Genomic DNA, 24,263 nt, shown 5'->3' with positions numbered 1-24,263 from the left:
AAAAAAATTAAATGTAACTTTAAAGTCTAACCAATACCAAATAAAAATGGAAAAGCTACAATTCAAAACAGAGATAAATGCAACGGCTCAAAAAGTGTATGAGGTGATGTTAGGTTTGAAAGACAAAAAAAATTATGAATATTGGACAGCAATATTTAATCCAACTTCTACCTACGAAGGAAGCTGGGAAAAGGGAAGCAAAATATATTTTGTGGGTCTGGACGAAAACGGCAAAAAAGGCGGAATGGTTTCTGAAATTGTAGAAAACCAGCCTGCCAAATTTGTTTCTATAAGACATTACGGTTTCCTTGATGGCGACACAGAAGTCACTACAGGTGAACAAGTCGAAAAATGGACAGGCGGTCACGAAAATTATTCTTATCAGGAAAATAACGGTATAACAACCGTAACAGTAGATTTGGATACTGTTGACGAATATTTGGATTATTTTAAAAATACTTACCCGAAAGCATTAAATAAATTAAAAGAGATTTCGGAACGATAGCGAACAATCGAAATGATAAACATAGTTTTAGACGCACTGCGGTGCGTCTCTGCAAAAAAACTTAGAATCTCAGAACCTTAGTCCCTCAGCATCTTAAAACGAAATCACCGTCGAATTCTTCACTTCGCTAATCATAAACATGCTTTGCGTACTGCCTATATGCTGTAACGAAGTTAGTTTTGTTACCAAAAACTCTCTGTACGCCTCCATATCTTTTACTAAGACTTTTAAAATATAATCATAATCACCGCTTACGTGATGGCATTCTAAAACTTCGTTTAGTTTGATAACTTCACTTTCAAATTTGGTTAGAAATTCTTTTGTGTGCTGAATCAACTTTAAATGGCAGAAAACCACAAATCCTTTTTCGATTTTAGATTTATCAACTAAGGCTGCGTAGTTTTTTATTATGCCTTCGCGTTCGAGTTTTTTGATTCGTTCGTAAACTGCCGTTACCGATAAATTCAATTTTAAAGACAATTCTTTGTTGGTCTTTTTACTATCGGTTTGAAGTAAAACTAGAAGTTTTTTATCTATTTCGTCAAGAATCATGCTTATGGATTTTGGTTTGTTGTTGAAATGAAAGAAAATCTACTGAATCAGATTTCATAAATCAAATTTAGATTAAAAATCAATATAAATTCATTTTTATAGATTTAAAATCTAAATACTAAATCACTTGTTGATTATTTTTCTAATTCAATCTTACTTTGAATAAAATTTCTTTTGAAAATGAGTACCCTAGCCCTGATAGAAGTGGAAATCCTTTTGTGCCGGGGTTCGGCACAAAAGATTGCAACGGATAGCAGGATTAGCTCCTAATAATTAACACTAGTTTCAATCAACTTGAAACCTGAAACTTGAAACAAAATAAACAAAACTATCTATATGAAAAACTTTAACCCAGCAGACAAAATTCAGGATTTGCAATACTTTGGCGAGTTTGGAGGAGTAAACCCTTCAATTTCTGATTCTTCAACTTATACTTTTCTTTCGGCTAAAACCATGTTTGACACTTTTGAAGGCAATATGGAAGGCTGCTATTTATATTCACGTCATTCTTCGCCAAGTAACCTTTATTTAGATCAGGCTTTGGCGGCAATAGAAGGAACGGAAACCGCAAACGTTTCAGCTTCGGGAATGGGAGCCATTACACCTACTCTATTACAATTGTGCGGAGCCGGAGATCACATCGTTTCAAGCCGAACGATTTATGGCGGAACTTACGCTTTCCTAAAAAATTTCACACCAAGATTCGGAATTGAAACAAGCTTTGTTGACATAACAAAACTGGATATTGTTGAAGCAGCAATTACAGCGAAAACTAAAGTTTTGTATTGCGAAACAGTTAGTAATCCGTTATTGGAAGTTGCCGATATTGCTGGCTTGGCAAAAATTGCTAAAAAACACAATTTAAAATTGGTTGTTGATAATACATTTTCGCCTTTATCAGTTTCTCCTGCAAAATTAGGTGCAGATATCGTGATTCATAGTTTAACGAAATATATTAACGGAAGCAGCGATACTGTCGGCGGTGTAACTTGTGCTTCGAAAGAATTTATCAATTCGCTGAAAAATGTAAATTCTGGTGCAAGTATGCTTTTAGGACCAACAATGGATAGTTTGCGTTCTGCTTCTGTAATGAAAAACCTTCGAACGCTTCACATCCGCATTAAACAACACAGTCATAATGCGCATTATTTGGCCGACATGTTTGAAAAAGATGGTTTAAAAACGGTTTATCCGGGTTTAAAAAGCCATCCTAGTCATGAATTGTACAAAACAATGATTAATCCGGAATATGGTTTTGGCGGAATGCTGACAATTGATGTTGGAACTTTGGAAAAAGCCAATGAATTGATGGAATTAATGCAGGAAAGAAATCTTGGTTATTTGGCAGTAAGTTTAGGTTTTTACAAAACGTTATTCAGCGCGCCGGGAACTTCAACTTCTAGTGAAATCCCGTTAGAAGAACAAAAAGAAATGGGATTAACAGATGGTTTGATTCGTTTTTCTATTGGTTTGGATAACGATATTGATCGTACTTATGAAATGATGAAACAATGTATGATCGAAGTTGGAGTTTTGAATTCCACAGAGATTCGCAAAGAAAATTTCGCAGAGATTCGCTAAGATATCTCTCTCGCAGATTTGGCTGATTATGCTGATGTCATAGAAACCTATAAAAAATCTGTAAGATCTGCACAATCTGCGCGAGAAAATTTATGCGGATTTTATATAAAAAAGCCGTTCTGAAATCAATCACAGAACGGCTTTTTTAACTTATATTTTTATTAACGTTAGGACGCTAAACGAAGTTTGGAATTAAAGATATGCCAATTGTCCAAGCACAAAACTATCTTTAAATTCAGCCGAAAACCCATATCTCGTTTAACGGCGGTTAGTGGTAGCGCATTTATCTATCTCTCAATTCAGGATTCATTATTTCTTGGCATTGGTTAAAACTTGCTTTATATTTTAATATATTTATTATTTCAGCATTGTCAATATTGATTTTATTATTCAGTACAACAATTCTAGAAAGAAGTTTAGTTGCTTCTCCGTTATTTTCTTTTGGAATATTTTTATTCACCCAATTTTCTATTTTCTGGTTATTTATATTTTCTTCATAAAATACAAACTCACGTAATTTATTATTTTCGTTTGCTATTGAAGAGAGTTTTTCAATTTTATTTTTCATTTCAATAAAATCCTCACTAGCAACGTATTTATCATAAAGAATTATCGCCCTTTTAAATTCAACTTGTGTTAAAGTCCTTCCATCAGAAGAATCATCCTCTACATCAGCCATTATCTGAGCATGAAGGAAATTTGTAAAAAAAAGGATAAAATAAAAGATAATTTTCATTTTCATATTTTAGAGAAATGTTTATTTGCGTTACTACTAACTCTTAACTTATAACTTAACTACATTCAGTTTACTATTTTTTCTACTATAAGTAAAGTAAATCAATAACCCTATTATTAACCATATTGTAAAGTAAATCCAGTTCCAAACGCTTAATTCGGCCATCATATACAAACAGCAGATTAATCCTAAAAGCGGAATCAAAGAAAGATTTTTTCTGAAAGCCCAAACCGCTAATCCAACCAAAACGAATAAGAATATCCACATTGGAATTTTGTGTTTGAATAAACTAAAACCTGATTCATATTTTGCAGAATCAGCAATTGGCAGGCCTTTTACAACCTCAGCATATTTTGCGTCGTCATCCTGATATTGTCCTAATAAATGCTCTAAATCTGAAGTTTCAGCTGTTTTATTATTTACTTCAATACTTTCTAAATATTTAAAAACTTTTTCCGATTCTGATTTATCTAAAGAAGTTACGATTGAAGTTGCATCGTAAATCTGTGGTTCATTATTAATAAATGCCATTGTCGCTTTATTGTTGAATGCAAAAGCATAATACAATCCGGCGATCATTAAAACCGGCAGAATAAATTTTGAATTGATATAAGGCGTTTTGAATTTTCCTCTTGGAATTTCAGGTTTATTTTGTAAAACTAAAACTCCAGCACAAACCAATACAAAAGCAAATAACGTTCCGATACTGCATAAATCCGTTACCATTGTCAGGTTTAAGAATAATGCTGGAATTGCTACAACAAATCCTGTTACAATTGTAGCGAAAGAAGGTGTTTTGAATTTTGGATGAACGGTTGAGAATTTCTTTGGCAATAAACCATCACGGCTCATACTCATCCAGATACGAGGCTGTCCCATTTGGAAAACCAATAAAACACTCGCCATAGCAACTACTGCACTTACAGCAATAATTCCAGACATCCATTTTAAGTCTAATTTATCAAAAACAAATGCCAAAGGATCTCCAACATTTAATTCGTGATATTTTACCATTCCGGTTAAAACCAAAGCAATAGCAATATATAAAAGTGTACAAATAATAATTGCCCACATCATTCCGCGTGGTAAATCTCTCTGCGGATTTTTACATTCTTCTGCTGTTGTAGAAATCGCATCAAAACCAATATAAGCAAAGAAAACGGCAGAAACTCCTTTTAAAACCCCGCTAACTCCATTTGGCGCAAACGGACTCCAGTTTGCAGTATCTACATAAAATACTCCAACTGCAATTACTAAAAGTACTACGCAAAGTTTTACGACAACCATTAAGTTGCTTGCGTTACGAGATTCTTTCATTCCTCTGTAAACCAAAGCTGTAATCAAAATAATGATGAACAATGCCGGTATATCAGTCACAAAATGGAAAGATCCAATTGTTGGTGCAGTTGTCCACGCTGTATGTGCCTGCTGCAAAGCAACACTTAAATTTTCAAATGATTTTCCACCTCGCATTAAGGCTTCAGCATCGTTAAAACCGTTTGAAGCAGTTAAATAATCCATCTGAATCCATTGCGGAAGATGAATTCCGCCGCTCTGGAGCAGTCCTGTAAAATAATCACTCCACGATATGGCGACCGTTATATTTCCAACGGCATATTCCATAATCAAAGCCCAGCCAATAATCCAGGCAATTAATTCCCCAAAAGCAACATACGAATAAGTATAAGCACTTCCTGAAACCGGAACCATCGAAGCAAATTCAGCGTAAGCAAAAGCAGCAAAACTACAAGACAAAGCGGTAAATAAGAATAAGAAGATAACGGCTGGTCCACCGTCTGCGCTGGCTTTTCCAATCGTACTAAAAATTCCCGCTCCAACAATAGCCGCAATTCCAAAAGCAGTTAAGTCTTTGGTGGTCAAATGTTTTCCTAGTGCATTATGACCATCTGATTCGTTCTGAGCAACCTGCTTTAGAATATCCTGTACTGTTTTCTTTCGGAATAAACTTGAAAATGCCATATATGTTTTGCTGTTATAAATTAATTTAATTCAGTCGTTTTTGTTTTATTTTGCAAATAATGCAAAAATTATCTTTATTTCAAATATATAAAACGATTTTGTTTTTACAGATGTTTTTTTCTGCCACGAATTCACGAATTATTTTTTCAAATCTTTCTATAAATTTTCTCTCGCAGATTGAGCAGATTTATTTTTTATTTTAATTATTAAAATCTGCGTAAATCTTTTAGCAGAATAAAAATCCGCGTTATCTGCTAAATCTGCGAGAAACAAAAAAACTTTGCGAACCCTGCGTAATTCTTTGCTCCCGATAGCTATCGGGATTGCGGTTAAATAATTACAAATGTAACATTTCTCAAAATGAGCTTACTAATACAAGTAGTATTTAATTTAAAGAATCATATTTATGGAAAAAATTTCAAGACGTTCTTTTGTAAACAAATTTGGGCTTGGCGTTGGAGCTTCGGTTGTGATGACTTCACTTCCTTCTTTTATGACCGAAACAGAAAAAACTCATGTTCCTTACACCGGAAAAAAATTAAATATTGCTTTATGCGGTTTAGGAAACTATGCTTCACTGCTTGCTGAAGGGCTTCAGGTTTCTGAATACTGCCAGCTTGCAGGAATCGTTACCGGAACACCATCAAAGGCTGGAACATGGAAAAAGAAATATAATATTCCTGAGAAAAATATTTACAACTACGAAAATTTCGATGAGATTGTAAAAAACAAAGACATTGATTTAGTCTATGTTGTCACACCAAATGCATTACACAAAGAATTTACAGTTCGTGCAGCAAAAGCAGGAAAACATGTTATTGTCGAAAAACCAATGGCAATTACTCCCGAAGATTGTGAGGAAATGATAAAAGTCTGCAATGACAATAATGTACAATTGGCAATGGGTTATCGCTTGCATTACGAACCTAATCATCTAGAAATAAAACGTCTCGGACAAGAAAAAGTTATGGGACAAGTTCGTTATATTGAAACTGGTCTGGGTTATAGTACTTACGATGTTCGTGATATTAATAAACCTGTTGATCTAAACGCCCGCAAGGAATGGAGACTGACTAAAAAATGGGCCGGCGGCGGTTGTTTGATTAATTTAGGCATTTATTGCATTCAGGTTTCGCGTTATGTTTTAGGCGAAGAACCAATTGCTGTTACCGCACAATTTGGACATGTTAATAACAAAAATATGTTTTCTCAGGTTGAAGAAAATATCACTTGGCAAATGGAATTTCCGAGCGGTGCAGTTGCGAATTGCAGTAGTTCTTGTGGCTTTGGCATCGATCGATTTTACGCTGCTGCTGATGAAGGTTTCTTCGAAATGAGTCCTGCTGTAAGTTATGGGCCTTTTATTGGTAAAAGATCGGATGGAAAACCGTTTAATTTTCCGGTTATCAACCAACAGCAGACCCAAATGGATGAGATTTCTAAAGTTATTTTAGCCAACAAAAAACTTCCAAATCATATTACGGGCGAAGAAGGAATTAAAGATGTTAGAATCATCAACGCAATCTATAAAGCTGCTGAAACAGGAAAAAAAATAAGTTTGTTATAGTTTTATTTTTCACGCAGATTAGGCAGATTTTAGCAGATTTAATTTAAAAATAAAAATCTGCGAATATCTGCTTAAATCATTTTAAATCTGCGTGAAACAAAAATCTAAAATCTACATTCTAAAATCTAAAATTTAAGACAGCTTCTCAAAATACTAACCGGATGCTGCGCTTCTCGCTTCGTTCCATCATAAATTTGATGACGGCAGCTCGTTCCTGCGGCGGCGATTTTTACGTTTTCGGCAGTGTTACGCACTTTTGGGAAAAGCGTGTCCTCTCCCATTTGCATACTCACTTTATAATGTTCTTTTTCATAACCAAAAGAACCCGCCATTCCGCAGCAGCCAGAATTGTAAATCGTAACCGTATTATTTTTAGGCAGATTCAGCATGGCAAAAGTCGCTTCAACGGAACTTAAAGATTTCTGATGACAATGTCCGTGAATTTTAATTTCTTTCGTTTCTTCTGAAAATGAATCGGCTGTGATTTTTCCGTCGATGATTTCTTTTTTGAAGAATTCTTCAATCGTAAATGCATTTCGGGATAAATTTTCTGCAGCTTCTTTGTCATCGGCTAAACGAAGATATTCATCTCTAAAAGTCAAAATCGCCGAAGGTTCAATTCCGATTAAAGGCGCATTGGCTAAAACCAAATCTTTAAAAATGTTTACGTTGTGATTGGCGATTTTCTTTGCTTCTTCTAAAAATCCTTTAGAAAGATACGTTCTACCGCTTTCTTCATGATCGACAACTAAAACCTGATAGCCTAATTTTGTTAATAATTCGAAAGCATCGATTCCGATATTTACGTCGTAATAATTCGTGAATTCATCCACAAACAAATACAATCTTCCGTTTGGAAAATCAGTTGCTGCAGGTTTATTGTTTTGATACCATTTTCTAAAAGTCTTTTTTGCCAAAAGTGGAACTTGCCTTTCCGGCGCAATTCCCATTGTTTTTTTAACCAAAGACTGATTCGAAATAAAATTCGTAATCGACGGGAATTTGCTTCCAATTTTATTCAATTTCGCATTATTAGCAAAAATTTTATTTCGGGTCGAAAATCCGTTTGCTTTTTGGTATTGGTATAAAAATTCAGCTTTAAGAGTTGCAACGTCAACATTACTTGGACATTCGCTCGCGCAGGCTTTACAGCTTACGCATAACTCAAAAACTTCGTATAATTCTTTCTGATCAAATTTATTTTCTTTTTCAGAATACGTCAAATATTCTCTTAAAGCATTTGCTCTCGCACGAGTTGTTTCTTTTTCATTTCTGGTCGCACGATAACTCGGACACATCGCTCCTCCTGCCGATGGCATTTTTCTACAATCGCCGGAACCGTTGCATTTTTCGGCTGCACGCAAAATTCCTAAACTGTCTGAGAAATCCTGAAATGTTTTAATATCCGGTTCCACTCGGCCCGAAACTACACGATGATTTTCGTCCATTTTCAAAGCATTGACAATTTTCCCGATATTTAAAACTGAATTTGGGTCAAATGCCAATTTTAATCTTTTCAGCAATTCGTAATTTTTTTCGCCAATCATAAACGGGATAAACTCGCCACGCACAATTCCGTCACCATGTTCACCGCTTAACGAACCTCTGTATTTTTTCACCAAATGCGCCACTTCTGTCGCAATGGTTCTGAATAATTTTAAATCAGATGTTTTCTTCAAATTCAAAACAGGGCGCAAGTGCAATTCTCCCGCACCGGCATGCGCGTAATAAATCGCTTCCTGTCCGTGGCGTAACATCATCGCCGAAAATTCTGCAATATACGCTGGCAAATCGTTTAATTCTACGGCTGTATCTTCAATAGAATCGGCTGCTTTGTCATCGCCTACAATACTTCCTAAAAGTCCGAGACCGGCTTTTCTAAGTTCGTTGGCTTTGTCAATATCAGCTCCAAATAATTTAACGCTCGCGTATCCAAAATTATGTTTCTCTAAATCGGCAATTAAAGCGTCGGCTTGTTTTTCAGCATCTTCCAGATTGTGCGAAGCCACTTCAAAAAGCATAATCGCTTTTGGCTCTCCAACCAAAAAGAAACGGTTTTTAATGTGTTCACGATTGGTTTTAGTACAATCTAAAATCGTGTCGTCGATCATTTCGCAAGTATACAAATGATGTTTCATCGCCACGACAACAGATTCTAAGGATTCCTGAATCGTGTGATAATGCGCCACAACCATAATACTGTAAGGTGGCGGTAAATCATCAACTTTTAAAGTTACTTCGGTTGTAAAAGCGAGAGTTCCTTCGCTTCCGCAAAGCAGTTTTCCTAGATTTATGGTTGGTTCAGTTCCGCCAAATAATTCTGATCTTAACAAAATATCAACGGCATAACCTGTATTTCGTCTGTGAATTTCCGGTTTCGGAAACTCCTTTATAATTTCTTCCTGATTTTCTTTTACCGAAAGTTCGTCATAAACGCTTTTATAAATTTTATTTTCTAAAGAATCGCCTTTGGTTTTCTCGATAAATTCTGCCGAAGTCAATTCGCCAAAAGCTACTTCTGTTCCATCGCTCAAAATCGCTTTTACCTCAGCAATTTTATCACGCGTAACACCATAACGAATTGAAGTTGTTCCGGATGAATTATTTCCTACCATTCCGCCAATCATCGCACGGTTTGAAGTGGATGTAATTGGCGCAAAGAAAACGCCGTGTGGTTTCAAAAACAAATTCAGTTCATCGCGAATAACGCCTGGTTGCACCGTAACCGTTTTTTTCTCAGCATCGTAACCTAATATTTTCGTGAAATGCTTCGAAACATCAATCACAAGTCCGTCGCCAACGGCTTGCCCGGCAAGTGAAGTTCCGGCCGTTCTTGGCGTAACAGATATATTATGTTCTGCTGCAAAGCGAATTAACCTGCTGATATCTGACACAGATTTAGGCAAAGCCACCGCATTTGGCCGAATCCGATACACCGATGCGTCTGTCGAATAAAGTGTTTTATGAAGATCATCGTATAAAAGTGTGCCTTCGAGTTCGCTGGCTAATTGCTCTAAATGAGATTGGGTCAACATGTTAAATGGTGCTTTTCTTAAAAAAATAATTCCTCAAAACCGAGATAGCAAATATAAAAATATAGCAGGTTAAAATGGTACAATTTGAGAATTTATCTATTTGTGTGCCTTCTATTTTATAAAATTAAAAGCGAATTCTATAAACTGCCCAAATCCCGAAATCTTAATTTTAAGATTTTACATTTTTACGCCTTATTATTATGGAAAATTTCGTTCAGGACGTCTTTAAACATTTAGAAAACTATTATTACAGCATTGTCGATCTTACGCCAAAATTTATTCTGGCGATTCTGGTCGTTTTAGTTTCATGGTTTATTGCGAGCCGTGTTGGCATTTTTGCTGGAAACCGACTCAAAACCAAAATGCACGATCGCCTTTTGGCAGTTTTTATCGCCCGATTAATTAAATCGGTTTTAATTATTATCGGGATTTTGTTTATGTTCCGAATCATTGGTCTCGAAGGCGTTGCGCAAAGTATGCTTGCTGGCGCTGGAATCTCAGCTTTTGTGATTGGTTTTGCGCTGAAAGATATTGGCGAAAATTTCCTTGCGGGAATTCTGCTCGCTTTCAAACGTCCGTTTTCTATTGGAGATATTATCGAAAGTAACGGCGTAAAAGGCGAAGTAATCAACCTCAACCTGCGCGATACCGAAGTAAAAAGCGATTCTAAAATCATTTATATTCCAAACGCGCTTCTTATAAAAAACACTTTAATTAACTATAACAGCGAAGGTTTTCTGCTCCAGACTTTTACAGTCGGACTCGAATATGGTTCTGATTATACCCGAGCCATTGAACTCGTAAAAGAAGTTTTGGGCAACAGCGAAGAAGTAACCGAAAAAGACCACGAAAACTCCGCAGTTATTACCGATGTTGCCGCCGCTGGAGTTATTCAGCTCAACGTTCGTTATTGGGTTAAAACCGCATCAACAATAGAAAATTCAGAATGCCGATCCAAAATTATTGCTGCTGTTTTGAAGAAGTTGAAAGAAAATGAGTTTGTTTTGAAATAAAGGTACAGAAGTTCAGAGTTGCAAAGAGACAAAGGTTTTTTCTCTTCAAACCTAATTGTCATCCTGAGCGTAGTCGAAGGCTTATGGAAACGTAAATTCTATTTTTTTGAAATTGTAATTGTATTAATATTTTTTAGGAGCAATTTCCTGCTGTCCGCTATATCTTTTACGCCGAACCCCGGCGCAAAAGGATGCCGCTTCCATCAGGGCTAGGGCACTCGTTTTCAAAAATGATAATAATGAATTATTTAATCCCATATATTTCTTCACGTTGTTTAAAAGCTCTTTTACCTCCTTCTAATATTTCACAACAAATTGCTCTTGTTTCTGTTCTATCTATTGAACCAGCATCTATAACATGAGTAACTATATTTGTACTTTTTAGAGGAATAATAAGCTCTGCATCACCTAAAACTGCAATATTAGGATTATGAGTTACAATGATAACTTGCCTTTGTTCTTTAATCTTTCTAAGGTTTTTAACTATTGTTTTAAAAATAAACTCGCTGTCCAAGTTATCCTCTGGCTGGTCAATTATTAATGGTTTATTACTATCTGACAACATTAAAATACCCAATAATACTGACTGCTGTTGACCTAGAGAAAGTTTTGAAAGAGGTTTTGATATATACTTGGTAGCTCCATCACTATCTATATAACTTTTAGTAATAGTTACCTCAGGTAAATCATCAAACCGTATCGCTTGAAAATCTTCAAAATTAAAGTCACTATTAATTTTATCAATAATGCTCTGACATTCTAAACTTGTGAATATCAAATTACCCTCTTCATCCATCAAATTGACTAATTTATCAAGCTCATTTTTTTGACAAATTTCTAGAAATTGAAAAACAGAAAAATTTGATGAAATGATTTTTGGTTTTTTGTTTTGCCTCCAATCCATTTTTACTTTTAGTAATTCTTCAAAATCCGTCGAATATATTCCAGATTTATATTTGATTGTTATAAAAAAACCATCTATTGTATTTTTCAGATTAAGGTTAGCTTTTTTAGAAAACACCTTTCTTAAATCATATATTTCCTTTTTATTCGCTAATCTCTTTTCAATTAATATAATACGCTCATCGTTTAGTTTTTGCAATAAAATTTTATCTTGATTAAGCTTTTCTATCTTCTTCTTATAATCAATAATATCAATTGATATTTGATTTATTTTCCCTAAATCAAAAGGAATTCCTTGAGCTTCTAGTTGCGCCTTCTTAATATCAATTTTTGCCTGAATTTCTGTCTCTTTTTGTGCCCAATTTTTTAATTCAATATTTAATTGTTCAATTTTCGCTGTAAGTTCCGAATTTAATTCAGTCGATTTAGTTTTTACAACATTTGAAAAATCCGAAACAATGTTTTTTACATTTTGAAAAAAATCTTTTCCAACAATAATTTCATCATCGGAAATAGTCGAAAAATTAGTAAACAAAGTATCGTCAGAAAAAATTTCTTTGTATTTGACAACTAACTCCTGAAGTTTGGTAATTAATTCTGCTCTAATTTGTCTTTCTTTTATTAAAGAATTTTGATAAGTTACTAATTCTCCAGCTTTTTCCTTTTTTAAGTTTTCTAATTTTTTTTCCTCATTCTTTAACGCTTTTTCTGTTTCTACATAGCTTAATAATTCAAGTCTTATCTTTTTTGATGAACTTTGATTTTCTAATAATTCTTTCATCAATAAATTATCTTCAAGATTTTTCGATTCAAGATTTAAAAAACTATCTAAAAAATTAATTAAAACTCTTGGATTTTCATCACTATGTTGCAATGTTTCAGCTGTTTCTCCCTGTCCATAAGTCTCTATGTCTATTTTTCCAATTCCGTTTACAGGATCAGTTGCATTTCTTATTGAATTATTCTTTTCTCTAACAAAATCAATTTGTTGATTTGCTTCATCATAATATGTTAATTCAATTTGTTGTGGCCAAACATCTGAATCAACAACACCATATTTTGACTTATTACCAGTTGCTTCACGTATTGACTCAAGTAAAGTCGACTTACCTGCTCCTCTACTACCAATAATACATGTCAAATTACTACTAAGCGTCACAGTGGTCGAATTAAAGAGCCCTCCTTCTAATTTTATTGTTTTGATATATGGTCTTTGTTCTGGAATTTCATTTTCTAGTCTTATTCGAGATTCATAATACTGTAAAGCAATTTTAATTGAATGAAAATTGAGTTCATCCACTTTATATCTTGTTAATTTATTTTCACCTTCTGCATTTGTTCCTAACTTGCTTAAAGTATGGGAGTCGGAAGACATTATTTTTGGAAGATTATAATCTAAATCATATTCAAGATGAGCTCTTCTTATACTTAATAAATTATTTCGTTCATTTTTTAAATCTGAATTATCAAATTCACTATATAAGCTAATAGAATTTCTAGAATTAATTTCGAATCCTAATAGATTTTTAATTTTAAAAATTTCCTCCATTTGAGGTCCGAATCTACCTATTGTTTTTTCAAAACCTGATGTTAATTCAATATGTGCAAGAATCCCGAATCCTCCAAATTGATTAGCAAAGTCTAAACAATCAACAATGCCTTGAGTGCAAAGTGTTTTATCTCCAGAAATTGTTAATTTTCCATGAAAACTTCTTAATTCTGCAAAAGTTTCAAAATAGACAAGCAAATGTCCTTGTATTGTAGAAACCTCTATACCAGGTATTACTAAAATATCTTTACCTTTTGCATATTCAATTGCAAAATGGGAATTGTTTATTTCATTGTGATCTGTTATACTTATTATTTTGAGATTTTTTTCAATAGAGGTATCAACAATTGCCTGTGGCGTCATTGTTGTATCTGTCACATCGAATGAACCAAATTCTCCAAAAGAATGAATATGAAGATCTCCTCTATAAAACTGTGCTTGATTATTCACCATCGTTTAATTTTTCTTTATAAAATTATAAATATGAGCAACTAGTTATTTTTAAAACTCCTTTAAATCATCCAATGTTGAATCGATTAATATTGGAATTTTTCCACTCTTAATTTCAGCATAATTAGTTTCTTGCCCATTGAATAAATCCACTGCTACACAGAATTCTGGATTAATATAAAAATTCTTTGAATAATATTTATCTAAGTATCTATAAATCATGTCTGCAAACATTCCTAATTCACTTTTTTTAAATCCTTTCAATTGAGCGACAAACCAAATCCCTCCTATTTCGTCACTTTTTCCGTTTGAAAATGAAAAAATATGGCACGGTTTTGCTTCGATTGGAAACCCTTTAATATTAAGTATCGAATGATTTTTCGGTTGCGTCAAAAAGATAAGATTACTATTTGGTCTTAAATGCTGAAAATCATAATCTTTAAAAATATTTAGAATTTCAATATTTTTCTTAAACTGATCTTTTACACTGGTCTTTTCTGTAACCTTAATTTTCTCTAATAATAAATTAATTTTTTCATCCAACAAATCAGCATCATTTAATTTAAAAGTATTTCGTATAGCGCTTAAACAACTAATCCAATAATCACCTCCACCATCTGATTCTTTCTTTTCTTTATTAAGATTATTTACAAAAGTTAATTTTGTTCTATCAGTTTTTTTTCGAAATTCGATTAGTTTTTTTACTGTTATTTTTTCCATAACTATCTATTTATTAGTTAATAAAGCAAATATTAGTATTAAATAATTTCTTATTTTATGGAAAACCATAATCTGCTTAAAATTAATTATGAAACAATTATACTTATAAATAAAATTAAAGTAACAAGTATTTATACCTGAAATATTTAAGAATAAAAAAACTTCTATAATCTCGATTACATCAAAATTTATAAAAGACTGAAAAATTTTATCTATAAGTAAACTAAACCAATAAAGTTTCTTTTTTTCTACATTTATATTTAAAACATTCCGATTTTAGCACAATCAAAAAAAAGTCCTCATTCAAAATGAATAAAAACATAACCGCCCTCTATAAAATAGCCCAAAAAGAGACCCGAAAAATACTAGGTTTAATGTCAGGAACTTCGCTCGACGGACTCGATTTAGCGCTTTGCAAAATTTCCGGCGAAGGCGGAAACACGGTTGTAAAAATCGAACAATTTGAAACGATTGATTACAACGACGATATTAAAACCGAAATCAGAAAAGTGTTTGCAAAAAAAACAATCGATTTTCAGCATTTGGTTTTGCTCAACGAATGGATTGCAGATTTACATGCCGGAATGATAAACGATTGTCTTTCAAAATGGAATATTCCTGCAAGTGAAGTTGATTTAATAGCTTCGCACGGACAAACGGTTCTGCACGCGCCAAAGTTTTTGCATCAACAGGAAAAATTTCCAAACGCGACTTTACAAATAGCCGACGGCGATCATATTGCGGTTAAAACGGGAATTATAACACTTTCTGATTTCAGGCAAAAACATGTTGCTGCTGGTGGCGAAGGCGCACCTTTGGCTGTTTATGGCGATTATTTGTTATTCAGCAAAAAAGGCGAAAACCGAATTATGCTTAACATGGGCGGAATCGCCAATTTCACTTATTTACCAGCTTCTCAAAACGCCGAAGAAGTCTTTGTAACCGATACCGGAACGGCAAATACTTTAATTGATATTTTCACTAAACATTATTTCCCTGAAAAAAGTTACGATAAAGATGCCGAAATTGCTAAAAGCGGAACTGTAAATCAGGAACTTTTAAGCGAATTAAAAAGTAATGCTTTCTTTCATAAAAGCTTCCCAAAAACAATTGGTCAAGAATTATTCAATCATGATTTTGTAAACTCGGCTTTGCTAAAATTAGGTTTAGAAAACATTTCGGCACCAGATTTGCTTGCGACTTTAACACGCCTAAGTGCCGAAACGATTGCCGAAGCGATTTTGTTTGTAGTAAAAAACACTAAAACTCCAATTGAAGAGTTTACAATATATATGTCTGGCGGAGGCGCGCGAAATCCTTTATTAGTAAGCTGGTTAAAAGAATTGCTTTCATGCAGATTTGAAACCAGCGACGTTCTCGGAATTGCAGGCGATGCTAAAGAAGCGGTTTTATTTGCTGTTTTGGCCAATGAAACCGTGGCAGGCGGAAATTATAATTTTGGTTCAAAAAAAGGAATTCCATCTGTAACAATGGGAAAAATTTCTTTTCCAGATTAAAATAAAAAGATAGCCACAAATTCACGAATTATTTTTTTTAATGTTTTAAATGAAAATAAAATTCGTGAATTCGTGGCAGAAAAAAAATTAAGCCTATTTTTGGTTCTTGTTAAAATTAAAGATTAAAATGCATAAAAATCAGCACTTACTATACTCTATCATATTCTTATTTTTCTTTGGATGGCACTCAAATTCCCAAGAAAAAATAATGCATCCTAAAAATGAATTTAGAGGTGTCTGGATTGCAACTGTAGTAAACATTGACTGGCCAAAAACAGCAACAGATAATGTAGAAAAAGAAAAAGCTGATTATTTAGAGATTTTAGAAACGTATAAAAAACTAAACTACAATGCTGTAATCGTTCAGATTAGAAGTGTTGGCGATGCCTTTTATCCTTCAGAATTAGCACCCTGGTCACGATTTTTGACAGGAAAAGAAGGTCAGGCTCCAAACCCGTATTACGATGCTTTGGCATGGATGATTGAAGAAGCGCATAACAGAGGTTTTGAGTTTCATGCGTGGCTGAATCCGTATCGTGCGACTTTCGATTTAAACAAAAACCTTTTAAGTCCTAATCACGATGTTTTTAAACATCCGGAATGGATGATCGAATATGGCGGGAAATATTATTATGATCCTGCCCTTCCGGAAGTTCAGACGCATTTAACAAAAGTGGTGAAAGAAGTCGTTGACAAATACGATATTGATGCCATTCATTTTGATGATTATTTTTATCCGTATGCCGTTCCCGGAAAAGTATTTAACGATTCTGTTTCTTATAAAAAATACGGCTCAGGTTTAAGCCTTGCCGACTGGAGACGTGCAAATGTGAGCAACTTTGTACACACGATTTCTACAACTATAAAAACAAGTAAACCGTGGGTTCAGTTTGGAATTAGTCCGTTTGGAGTCTGGAGAAACAAATCTGTTGATCCAAGAGGTTCAGATACGCAGTCTACAGCAAATTACGATGATTTATATGCTGATCCGGTTTTATGGATGGATCAAAAATGGATTGATTACATTCTGCCGCAATTGTACTGGAGTATGAACAATACAAGAGCCAATTATTCGAAATTGGTAAAATGGTGGTCCGAAAATTCAAATAATACTGCCGTATATATTGGGCACGCATCTTACAAAATTAGAGGCGAGGCTGATAAAAGCTGGAATTTTGCTTATGAAATTCCAAATCAAATCGATTTTGCCAGAAGTTTTAAAAATGTAACCGGAAGTGCTTATTTCAGCGCTAAATGGTTCATGGGCAAAAACTTTGATATTACCCGTCTTTTAGAAGAAAATCAATATAAATATCCGGCACTTCCGGCTGCGGTTCCTAATTTGAAACGAATTATTATCGACACGCCAGTTTTTGATGAATTTGCAAAAGATACTTTAAAATACACTTTCAAAATCAAAAGTCCGCTGAATACAAAAGTACGTTATGTTGTAATTTATGGAGGAGAACACATTTCAAAAGTAAACACAAGCGATGCTGCAAAAATAATCGACAAAGTAAGAGTTGTTGAAAAAGACGGACTTATAACATTTTCTGTTCCTTCAGAAAAAATCAACATGTATAAAGCTTGTGCTGTAACATTTATTGATTATTTTGCAAACGAAAGTACCCCAACTGCCATCGATATAAAAAAGAATTTTAAAATCTATACACCTGCTCAGCCTAATGAAAACAGATAATAAGCCTTGGTTCTGGATTCCTCTTCTTAATTTTGCTTCTGGATTACCTTACGCCGTAATCATTTCGGTATCGGTATTAATGTACAAAAATCTCGGAATCAGCAATGAAGATATCGGATTATATACCAGCTTATTATATTTACCATGGGTCATAAAACCGCTTTGGAGTCCGTTTATTGAGTTAACCGGAACCAAAAGAAAATGGTTTTTATCGATGCAATTATTGATTTCGATTGCCTTTTTACTAGTAGGTTTTACCATTCCTACGAATGGGTTTTTCATGATGACTTTAGCAATTTTCTGGGTTGCGGCATTTGCTTCTGCTTCAAATGATATTGCAAGCGATGGTTTTTATTTATTGGTTTTACCAAAAGAACAGCAGTCTTTTTTTCTTGGAATCAGAAGTACTTTTTACAGACTTTCAATGTTAGCCGGAAACGGGTTAGTGGTGCTTTTTGCTGGATATCTGGAACATAAATACGGCGACAATACAAAAGCCTGGTCATACACAATGATTATTGTTGGTCTTTTAATGACTTTCATAACGATTTACAATTTCTTTTTTACTCCAAAAACAGAAATAAATGCCGCAGAAAATAAAGAAGTTCATCATCAAAACTTTGCAACCATATTTGTAAGCTTCTTTAAGAAAAAACAAATCGGGCTAATTTTATCTTTTATTCTGGTTTTCAGATTAGGAGAATCACAATTGCTTAAAATGTTAAGTCCGTTTTTGCTTGACAAAAAAGAATTAGGAGGAATGGGATTGGATACTGAATCTGTTGGAATTATTTATGGGACTCTGGGAATTTTTGCTTTAACAATTGGTGGAATTTTAGGCGGAATGGCCATTTCAAAACATGGACTTACTAAATGGATGTTACCAATGTTTTTGGCAATGCATCTGCCAATACTTGGTTTTATTGGGTTAGCTCATTTTCAGCCTCAAGAACTTTTTCATCTTCATATAAATTTATACTTTTTTGAAATAAATTCTCCATTAAATCTTTATACTTGCATTACTGTTGTTCTTGAACAATTTGGTTATGGTTTTGGATTTACGGGCTTTATGATGTATTTAATTCATGTTGCCGAAGGAGAATCAAAAACTGCGCATTATGCACTTGCAACCGGATTTATGGCATTAGGAATGATGCTTCCGGGAATGTTGAGCGGTTACATACAACAATATTTAGGCTATCAAAACTTCTTTATCTGGGTTTTTCTAGCTACAATTCCAGGTCTTATTTTATCACGTTTTTTAATTTTCCCGAAAGATTTTGGGAAAAAATCAGAAGAAGTTTAACCCCAAATCAAACTCTTACTTATGGAAATCAATGAAAATCTGCAGGCCGAACGCAACCTAAAAGGAGCTGAGTTCGAAAAAACAGGAAATCTTGAAAAAGCAATTGAATTATATGAGGAAAATGTCGCGGAAAGCTTTAAAGGAAATCATCCTTATGATAGATTAGCAACAATTTACAAAAACCAAAACGATCTCGATAATGAAATCAGGGTTTTAGAAAAAGCTATTGTGGTTTACGAAGAAATTACAATCGAAGACCGACTGGAAGGTTTACCAAAACTCTTCCGTTTTAAAAACCGATTGGATAAAGCAATTGAAACTAAAAAACAATTAGCTAAACAAAAGAAAGCAAAATTGAAATAATTTTTACCATTAAGACATTAAGTAATTTAAGCCATAGCTTTATGAACTTAATGCCTTAATGGTAAAAACAAGATACCTAAATTTATTTGACATGGTTACTTTAAAACGCACTAATTCAGACGATATCGATTTCATAAATCTGGTTGTTTTATTAGATCAGGATTTAGCAATTAGAGACGGAGAAGATCATGCATTTTATAATCAGTTTAATAAAATCGATAAAATAAAACACACAATTGTTTATTATGAAAACGGCATTCCGGTTGGCTGTGGTGCTTTTCGTGAAAAAGAAAGTGATAAAACAGAAATCAAAAGAATGTATGTTCATCCTGATTATCGCAAAAAAGGAATTGCCTCTAAAGTTTTAGCCGAATTAGAAATTTGGGCTAAAGAAGTTGGTTATACTTATACGATTCTAGAAACTGGAAAAAACCAGCCAGAAGCCATAAATTTGTACCAAAAATTAGGCTACACAATTACTCCAAATTATCCTCCTTATGAAAAGATGGATAACAGCGTTTGCATGAAAAAGACTTTATAATAATGAAAATTACTGCCGAAACATTACTACAAAGAATAGGACAATTCTTTTTTCCAGCCGTTTTTATAAACGATACTGAAGAAAATATTCAGGAGACGGAACGCCTTATAAAAGAACACAATATTGGCGGACTAACCTTTTTTCATAGTCGTGCGAGTGCTGCTACCAATTATGAAAGCAAGAAAAAAGTTGTTTTCAACGATGATAGTTATCAAAAAATAAAAGAACTAATTGTTCGTTATCAAAAAGCGGCTTCTACTCCACTTTTAATTAGTATTGATGCAGAATGGGGATTAGCAATGCGTATCGAAAAAACACCGCAATATCCATACGCAATTACCCTTGGTGCTTTACCGGAAAACAAATCTGATTTGGTTTTTGAAGTTGGAAAACAAATTGGCTTAGATTTAAAAGCTGCTGGAATCCAGTATAATTTATCGCCTTTGGCAGACATCAACAACAATCCTAATAATCCCGTTATTGGGTATCGTTCTTTTGGTGCAAACAAAGAAAAAGTAGCCGATTTTGCTGTTGAATATTTAAAAGGAATGTCTGAAGTGGGTATTTTAGGCTGTTTGAAACATTTTCCGGGACATGGAAATACCAATGTCGATTCGCATTTAGGTTTACCGGTTTTAAATGAAACTCTTGAAGAATTATTAGAAAACGAATTATATCCATTTATAAAAGGAATTGAGAATAATGTCGATTCGATTATGATTGGCCATTTAGCTGTTCCGAGTCTGAATGACGGAAAAAACACCTCAGCAACTTTATCAAAAGCCATAATTCAGGATCTTTTGCGTGATAAATTAGGTTATGATGGTTTGGTAATTTCTGATGCACTAAACATGCACAGCGTTTCTAAATTGTATGAAACCAAAGGACAATTAGAATGGGAAGCTTTTAATGCCGGAAATGATATTTTATGCTTTGCCGAAAATGTTCCGGAAGGAATTGAAGCAATTTATAAAAATGCTTCGCCTGACCGCATTTTCGAAAGCTATAACCGAATTATAAAAGCTAAAGAAAAAGCTGGCATTTTATCTGGAAACACTTCGGCTTCGGGCGAATTAGATTTCGGAAAAACTTCTGAATTAAATCTTCAAATAGCTCAAAATGCAATTACAACTGTAATAGATAATTCAAATTCAGAATTAATTTTTGAAGCACATAAAAACAACAAATTAGCCAAGCTGAGTTTATATAAAAATACCGACAACACTTTCTTCAAAACTTTAAATTCAGAATTAAAATCTCCTGAATTTGCTTTTGAAAACTTAGAAGTTTCGGATATTTCTTCAATCAAAAAAGAATTAAAAAATTTCGAAACTATATTACTTTCATTATTTGTTCCGAAAGCTAAACCGCTGAATAATTTTGAAATTGATAACGAAGTTTTAGACTTACTTTCAGATTTGCTTGAAACTAAAAAGTGCATTATTTATGTATTCGGAAATCCGTATTCTTTACCGCTAATTCCAAATCTAAAAAAGGCTTCGGGATTAGTTCAGGCGTATCAGGATTTTGAAGAATTTCAAAAAACTGCAGGAATTCAAATTTTAGAAAAAAATACTTTTACAGGAACACTTCCGGTAAATATTGACATTCAATAAGTTAAACTTTAAAATAGTCAAAATTTATAAGTTGATAAATTTTTATAATCACATCTTATTGTAAGAATCTGTACTTATGCCCTACTTTTGCAGCAAATAAATTTTTAACGTAAAACGAATATTATGTCTTTAGTAGGAAAAAAATTCCCAAGTATTGCAGTAGATGCTATCTCAGAAATGGGTGACAATTTAAAAATCAACATTTTTGAAGAAGCAGTAAACAACAATAAAAAAGTACTTTTATTTTGGTACCCAAAAGATTTTACTTTTGTATGTCCAACTGAATTACACGCCTTTCAAGCTGCATTACCAGAATTTGAAAAAAGAAATACTATCGTAATTGGTGCTTCTTGTGATACTAACGAAGTTCACTTCGCTTGGTTAAATACTCCAAAAAACAATGGTGGAATCGAAGGTGTTACTTACCCAATCTTAGCTGATACAAACCGTAACTTAGCTAACATTTTAGGTATTCTTGATATCGAATCTACAAGCTACAGCGAAGATACTGATTCAGTTATCATCGAAGGTTCTAACGTAACTTACAGAGCTACTTACTTAATTGACGAAACTGGAAAAATTTTCCACGAAAGTGTAAACGATATGCCATTAGGACGTAACGTAAACGAATACTTAAGAATGGTTGACGCTTACACTCACATCCAGACTAAAGGTGAAGTTTGTCCTGCAAACTGGGAAGCTGGTAAAGAAGCTATGACTGCTGACAGAAACAGTACTGCTGAATACTTAAGCGCTAACTAATTCTTTTTAAGGTTCTGAGGTTCTAAGATACTAAGGCACTAAGCTTTTTTACTGAACTTAAAATCTTAAATAAAAATTCTACAATATAGTTATCGGGTTCTAAGATTAAAACTTAGAATCTTAGAACCTTGATGACTTTAAATCTCAAACAAATAATTTTAACGTTAAGTCATTTTATGGACTAAGGGCTAAAAACTTAGAACCTTAGCACCTCAGCGACTTAGCACCTCAAAAAATAAAAACTATGTTAATCGACTTAAACGAAGATACGTTAGCAGATTTAGTTGCTAAAAATGAAAAAGTAGTAGTACAATATTCAGCTTCATGGTGTGGAAATTGCCGTATTATGAAACCAAAATTCAAAAAATTAGCAACTGAAAATGAAGCTATTACTTTTGTTTTGGTTGATGCAGAAAATTCTCCTGAATCAAGAAAATTAGCTAATGTAAGCAACCTGCCAACATTTGCAACTTTCGTAAACGGACAATTGGTTGGTGAAACCCAAACTAATAAACAAGAAGTTTTAATCGACTTAGTAAACGCAATTGCTTAAATTTAGATATTAGACTGGCTTAGATTTTTAGACTTCTTAGATGTTGTCTATAATTTAAAAAAGGTCTAAGAAATCTAAAAATGTCTAAAAATCTAAGAAGTCTAAACCATGAAATTACCAGTAATAAAGCATTTAACGCAATTCATCGAAGAAAACGATCAGGATTATATCATTGAAACGATCGAAGTTCTTGAAGCTATGACCGAAATTCCTTCTCTTAAAGATGAAGAATTAGATGTTATAGGAGAATTGATCTCAAATATGTACGGCGCTCTTGAAGTACAAAAATTAGTTGCTCAGGGAACTGATAAAAAAGAAGCTTTAAATATGTTCATGAAACGTGTTTTAGGCTCAATCGATAAATAATATCGAGCCGTTTTTCAAATTAAAAAACAAAAAAACATGACTGAGAAAGCGTTTCTATTTTTAGGGACGCTTTTTTTTAGTTTTCATTCATAGTTCCCGGTCACAGCTTTTAGTCTCAGTTTTAGTTTTGACGATAATCCTTGTCAGGCTGAGCGAAGTCGGAGTCCACACAATCTTGTCATCCTGACGAAAGAAGGATCTTCGTAAGAGACTCTACAAAGATTGGTTACTTAGATTGCGGAGCTACTTGCGAAGATCCTTCCTTCGTCAGGATGACAAAAATGAGAAAAAATCCGTATCAATCTGCGTCATCTGCTCACTATATAACACACAAGTCAAACTTTAAAATCCACACTTAATCTCGCCTTAAACCCACAACAAATACTTTTAGATTCAAATATTAATCCTTACTTTTGAGCCTCATTAATTTAAACAAAAATCATGGCTTCAATAACTTTAGGAGGAAATCCAGTTCATACATCAGGCGAATTACCTGCAGTTGGTTCAAAATTAGCTGACTTCAAATTAGTACAAAACGATTTATCAGTTGCGTCATTAAGTAATTTCGCTGGTAAAAAATTAGTTTTAAACATTTTTCCAAGTGTTGATACAGGAACTTGTGCTGCATCTGTTAGAAAATTCAACCAAAGTGCAAGCGGATTAGACAACACAACTGTTTTATGTATTTCGAGAGATTTACCTTTTGCTCAAAAACGTTTTTGTGGTGCTGAAGGTTTAGAAAATGTAGTAAACTTATCAGATTTTCAAACTGGTGCTTTTGGTAAAGCAAATGGTTTAGAAATTGTTGACGGACCTTTAGCTGGCTTACACTCAAGAGTTATTATTGTGGTTGATGCTGATGGTACAGTAAAACATACAGAACAAGTTGCTGAAATTGCAAACGAACCAAATTACGAAGCAGCTTTAGCAGCACTATAATATTTCCCAT

20 protein-coding genes are annotated in these 24,263 nt (G+C 33.7%); 14 read left to right on the top strand and 6 right to left on the bottom strand.

From position 1 onward, the window contains the following. Window positions 1–46: 46 nt before the first annotated feature. Window positions 47–505: an SRPBCC domain-containing protein gene (locus ABDW27_RS18355; RefSeq protein ID WP_343697197.1), complete on the top strand. Its 459-nt coding sequence runs from the start codon at window positions 47–49 to the stop codon at window positions 503–505. Between the two features lie 93 nt (window positions 506–598). Here ABDW27_RS18355 and ABDW27_RS18350 read toward each other — a convergent pair whose 3' ends face one another. Further along, the gene (locus ABDW27_RS18350) at window positions 599–1,057 is read right to left on the bottom strand and encodes an Lrp/AsnC family transcriptional regulator (protein WP_343539305.1); all 459 of its coding nucleotides are present in this window, start codon (window positions 1,055–1,057) and stop codon (window positions 599–601) included. Window positions 1,058–1,393: 336 nt separating this feature from the next. Between ABDW27_RS18350 and ABDW27_RS18345 the strand changes: the two genes are divergently transcribed. Next, a complete protein-coding gene (locus ABDW27_RS18345) occupies window positions 1,394–2,638 on the top strand; it encodes an aminotransferase class I/II-fold pyridoxal phosphate-dependent enzyme (RefSeq protein WP_343697196.1) in 1,245 nt (414 codons plus the stop codon). Window positions 2,639–2,921: 283 nt separating this feature from the next. Here the strand turns inward: ABDW27_RS18345 and ABDW27_RS18340 are convergent, their stop codons facing one another. Together ABDW27_RS18340 and ABDW27_RS18335 are read right to left on the bottom strand one after the other, a co-directional pair. After that, window positions 2,922–3,374, bottom strand: a complete 453-nt coding sequence (locus ABDW27_RS18340; RefSeq protein ID WP_139260518.1) for a hypothetical protein — start codon at window positions 3,372–3,374, stop codon at window positions 2,922–2,924. A 48-nt stretch (window positions 3,375–3,422) separates the two neighbouring features. After that, the gene (locus tag ABDW27_RS18335; protein ID WP_343697195.1) at window positions 3,423–5,354 is read right to left on the bottom strand and encodes an amino acid permease; all 1,932 of its coding nucleotides are present in this window, start codon (window positions 5,352–5,354) and stop codon (window positions 3,423–3,425) included. 406 nt (window positions 5,355–5,760) lie between these two features. On the opposite strand from ABDW27_RS18335, the gene ABDW27_RS18330 reads away from it, so the two are divergent. Then, window positions 5,761–6,921: a Gfo/Idh/MocA family oxidoreductase gene (locus ABDW27_RS18330; protein WP_343697194.1), complete on the top strand. Its 1,161-nt coding sequence runs from the start codon at window positions 5,761–5,763 to the stop codon at window positions 6,919–6,921. 125 nt (window positions 6,922–7,046) lie between these two features. Here the strand turns inward: ABDW27_RS18330 and ABDW27_RS18325 are convergent, their stop codons facing one another. Then, on the bottom strand, window positions 7,047–9,956 hold the full coding sequence (locus ABDW27_RS18325; protein ID WP_343697193.1) for an FAD-linked oxidase C-terminal domain-containing protein: 2,910 nt from the start codon (window positions 9,954–9,956) through the stop codon (window positions 7,047–7,049). A gap of 200 nt (window positions 9,957–10,156) precedes the next feature. On the opposite strand from ABDW27_RS18325, the gene ABDW27_RS18320 reads away from it, so the two are divergent. Then, window positions 10,157–10,969, top strand: a complete 813-nt coding sequence (locus ABDW27_RS18320) for a mechanosensitive ion channel domain-containing protein (RefSeq protein WP_343697192.1) — start codon at window positions 10,157–10,159, stop codon at window positions 10,967–10,969. A 244-nt stretch (window positions 10,970–11,213) separates the two neighbouring features. Here the strand turns inward: ABDW27_RS18320 and ABDW27_RS18315 are convergent, their stop codons facing one another. Together ABDW27_RS18315 and ABDW27_RS18310 are read right to left on the bottom strand one after the other, a co-directional pair. After that, window positions 11,214–13,874: a TrlF family AAA-like ATPase gene (locus ABDW27_RS18315; protein ID WP_343697191.1), complete on the bottom strand. Its 2,661-nt coding sequence runs from the start codon at window positions 13,872–13,874 to the stop codon at window positions 11,214–11,216. Window positions 13,875–13,922: 48 nt separating this feature from the next. Further along, on the bottom strand, window positions 13,923–14,591 hold the full coding sequence (locus ABDW27_RS18310) for a hypothetical protein (protein WP_343697190.1): 669 nt from the start codon (window positions 14,589–14,591) through the stop codon (window positions 13,923–13,925). Window positions 14,592–14,899: 308 nt separating this feature from the next. Between ABDW27_RS18310 and ABDW27_RS18305 the strand changes: the two genes are divergently transcribed. From ABDW27_RS18305 to tpx, 10 genes are all read left to right on the top strand, one after another. Continuing rightward, window positions 14,900–16,108: an anhydro-N-acetylmuramic acid kinase gene (locus ABDW27_RS18305; protein ID WP_343697189.1), complete on the top strand. Its 1,209-nt coding sequence runs from the start codon at window positions 14,900–14,902 to the stop codon at window positions 16,106–16,108. 127 nt (window positions 16,109–16,235) lie between these two features. After that, on the top strand, window positions 16,236–17,807 hold the full coding sequence (locus ABDW27_RS18300; RefSeq protein ID WP_343697188.1) for a family 10 glycosylhydrolase: 1,572 nt from the start codon (window positions 16,236–16,238) through the stop codon (window positions 17,805–17,807). Next, window positions 17,794–19,113, top strand: a complete 1,320-nt coding sequence (locus ABDW27_RS18295; RefSeq protein ID WP_343697187.1) for an MFS transporter — start codon at window positions 17,794–17,796, stop codon at window positions 19,111–19,113. The genes ABDW27_RS18300 and ABDW27_RS18295 overlap by 14 nt, the downstream gene beginning before the upstream one ends. A 21-nt stretch (window positions 19,114–19,134) precedes the next feature. After that, window positions 19,135–19,476, top strand: a complete 342-nt coding sequence (locus ABDW27_RS18290; protein ID WP_053471121.1) for a hypothetical protein — start codon at window positions 19,135–19,137, stop codon at window positions 19,474–19,476. A gap of 91 nt (window positions 19,477–19,567) precedes the next feature. Next, complete coding sequence (locus tag ABDW27_RS18285; RefSeq protein ID WP_343697186.1) at window positions 19,568–20,017, top strand: GNAT family N-acetyltransferase; 450 nt, start codon at window positions 19,568–19,570, stop codon at window positions 20,015–20,017. A 2-nt stretch (window positions 20,018–20,019) separates the two neighbouring features. Further along, window positions 20,020–21,633 (top strand): glycoside hydrolase family 3 N-terminal domain-containing protein, encoded by a 1,614-nt coding sequence (locus tag ABDW27_RS18280; protein WP_343697185.1) that lies wholly within the window; start codon window positions 20,020–20,022, stop codon window positions 21,631–21,633. Between the two features lie 123 nt (window positions 21,634–21,756). After that, window positions 21,757–22,395, top strand: a complete 639-nt coding sequence (locus ABDW27_RS18275; protein WP_073416931.1) for a peroxiredoxin — start codon at window positions 21,757–21,759, stop codon at window positions 22,393–22,395. A 244-nt stretch (window positions 22,396–22,639) separates the two neighbouring features. After that, window positions 22,640–22,948: a thioredoxin family protein gene (locus ABDW27_RS18270; RefSeq protein WP_007805605.1), complete on the top strand. Its 309-nt coding sequence runs from the start codon at window positions 22,640–22,642 to the stop codon at window positions 22,946–22,948. A 108-nt stretch (window positions 22,949–23,056) separates the two neighbouring features. Further along, window positions 23,057–23,314: a hypothetical protein gene (locus tag ABDW27_RS18265; RefSeq protein WP_343697184.1), complete on the top strand. Its 258-nt coding sequence runs from the start codon at window positions 23,057–23,059 to the stop codon at window positions 23,312–23,314. A gap of 441 nt (window positions 23,315–23,755) precedes the next feature. Then, the gene (gene tpx, locus ABDW27_RS18260) at window positions 23,756–24,253 is read left to right on the top strand and encodes a thiol peroxidase (RefSeq protein WP_343697183.1); all 498 of its coding nucleotides are present in this window, start codon (window positions 23,756–23,758) and stop codon (window positions 24,251–24,253) included. Window positions 24,254–24,263: the final 10 nt, after the last annotated feature.

It is taken from the genome of Flavobacterium sp. (assembly GCF_039595935.1).
Lineage (GTDB): Bacteria > Bacteroidota > Bacteroidia > Flavobacteriales > Flavobacteriaceae > Flavobacterium.
The sequence above is the reverse complement of the archived record's forward strand: the minus strand, read 5'-3'. Positions and strand labels throughout refer to the sequence as shown.

Coding starts and splice junctions, on each gene's coding strand:
- ABDW27_RS18355 (WP_343697197.1), top strand. CDS start 47: ATGGAAAAGCTACAATTCAAAACAGAGATAAATGCAACGGCTCAAAAA.
- ABDW27_RS18350 (WP_343539305.1), bottom strand. CDS start 1,057: ATGATTCTTGACGAAATAGATAAAAAACTTCTAGTTTTACTTCAAACC.
- ABDW27_RS18345 (WP_343697196.1), top strand. CDS start 1,394: ATGAAAAACTTTAACCCAGCAGACAAAATTCAGGATTTGCAATACTTT.
- ABDW27_RS18340 (WP_139260518.1), bottom strand. CDS start 3,374: ATGAAAATTATCTTTTATTTTATCCTTTTTTTTACAAATTTCCTTCAT.
- ABDW27_RS18335 (WP_343697195.1), bottom strand. CDS start 5,354: ATGGCATTTTCAAGTTTATTCCGAAAGAAAACAGTACAGGATATTCTA.
- ABDW27_RS18330 (WP_343697194.1), top strand. CDS start 5,761: ATGGAAAAAATTTCAAGACGTTCTTTTGTAAACAAATTTGGGCTTGGC.
- ABDW27_RS18325 (WP_343697193.1), bottom strand. CDS start 9,956: ATGTTGACCCAATCTCATTTAGAGCAATTAGCCAGCGAACTCGAAGGC.
- ABDW27_RS18320 (WP_343697192.1), top strand. CDS start 10,157: ATGGAAAATTTCGTTCAGGACGTCTTTAAACATTTAGAAAACTATTAT.
- ABDW27_RS18315 (WP_343697191.1), bottom strand. CDS start 13,874: ATGGTGAATAATCAAGCACAGTTTTATAGAGGAGATCTTCATATTCAT.
- ABDW27_RS18310 (WP_343697190.1), bottom strand. CDS start 14,591: ATGGAAAAAATAACAGTAAAAAAACTAATCGAATTTCGAAAAAAAACT.
- ABDW27_RS18305 (WP_343697189.1), top strand. CDS start 14,900: ATGAATAAAAACATAACCGCCCTCTATAAAATAGCCCAAAAAGAGACC.
- ABDW27_RS18300 (WP_343697188.1), top strand. CDS start 16,236: ATGCATAAAAATCAGCACTTACTATACTCTATCATATTCTTATTTTTC.
- ABDW27_RS18295 (WP_343697187.1), top strand. CDS start 17,794: ATGAAAACAGATAATAAGCCTTGGTTCTGGATTCCTCTTCTTAATTTT.
- ABDW27_RS18290 (WP_053471121.1), top strand. CDS start 19,135: ATGGAAATCAATGAAAATCTGCAGGCCGAACGCAACCTAAAAGGAGCT.
- ABDW27_RS18285 (WP_343697186.1), top strand. CDS start 19,568: ATGGTTACTTTAAAACGCACTAATTCAGACGATATCGATTTCATAAAT.
- ABDW27_RS18280 (WP_343697185.1), top strand. CDS start 20,020: ATGAAAATTACTGCCGAAACATTACTACAAAGAATAGGACAATTCTTT.
- ABDW27_RS18275 (WP_073416931.1), top strand. CDS start 21,757: ATGTCTTTAGTAGGAAAAAAATTCCCAAGTATTGCAGTAGATGCTATC.
- ABDW27_RS18270 (WP_007805605.1), top strand. CDS start 22,640: ATGTTAATCGACTTAAACGAAGATACGTTAGCAGATTTAGTTGCTAAA.
- ABDW27_RS18265 (WP_343697184.1), top strand. CDS start 23,057: ATGAAATTACCAGTAATAAAGCATTTAACGCAATTCATCGAAGAAAAC.
- tpx (WP_343697183.1), top strand. CDS start 23,756: ATGGCTTCAATAACTTTAGGAGGAAATCCAGTTCATACATCAGGCGAA.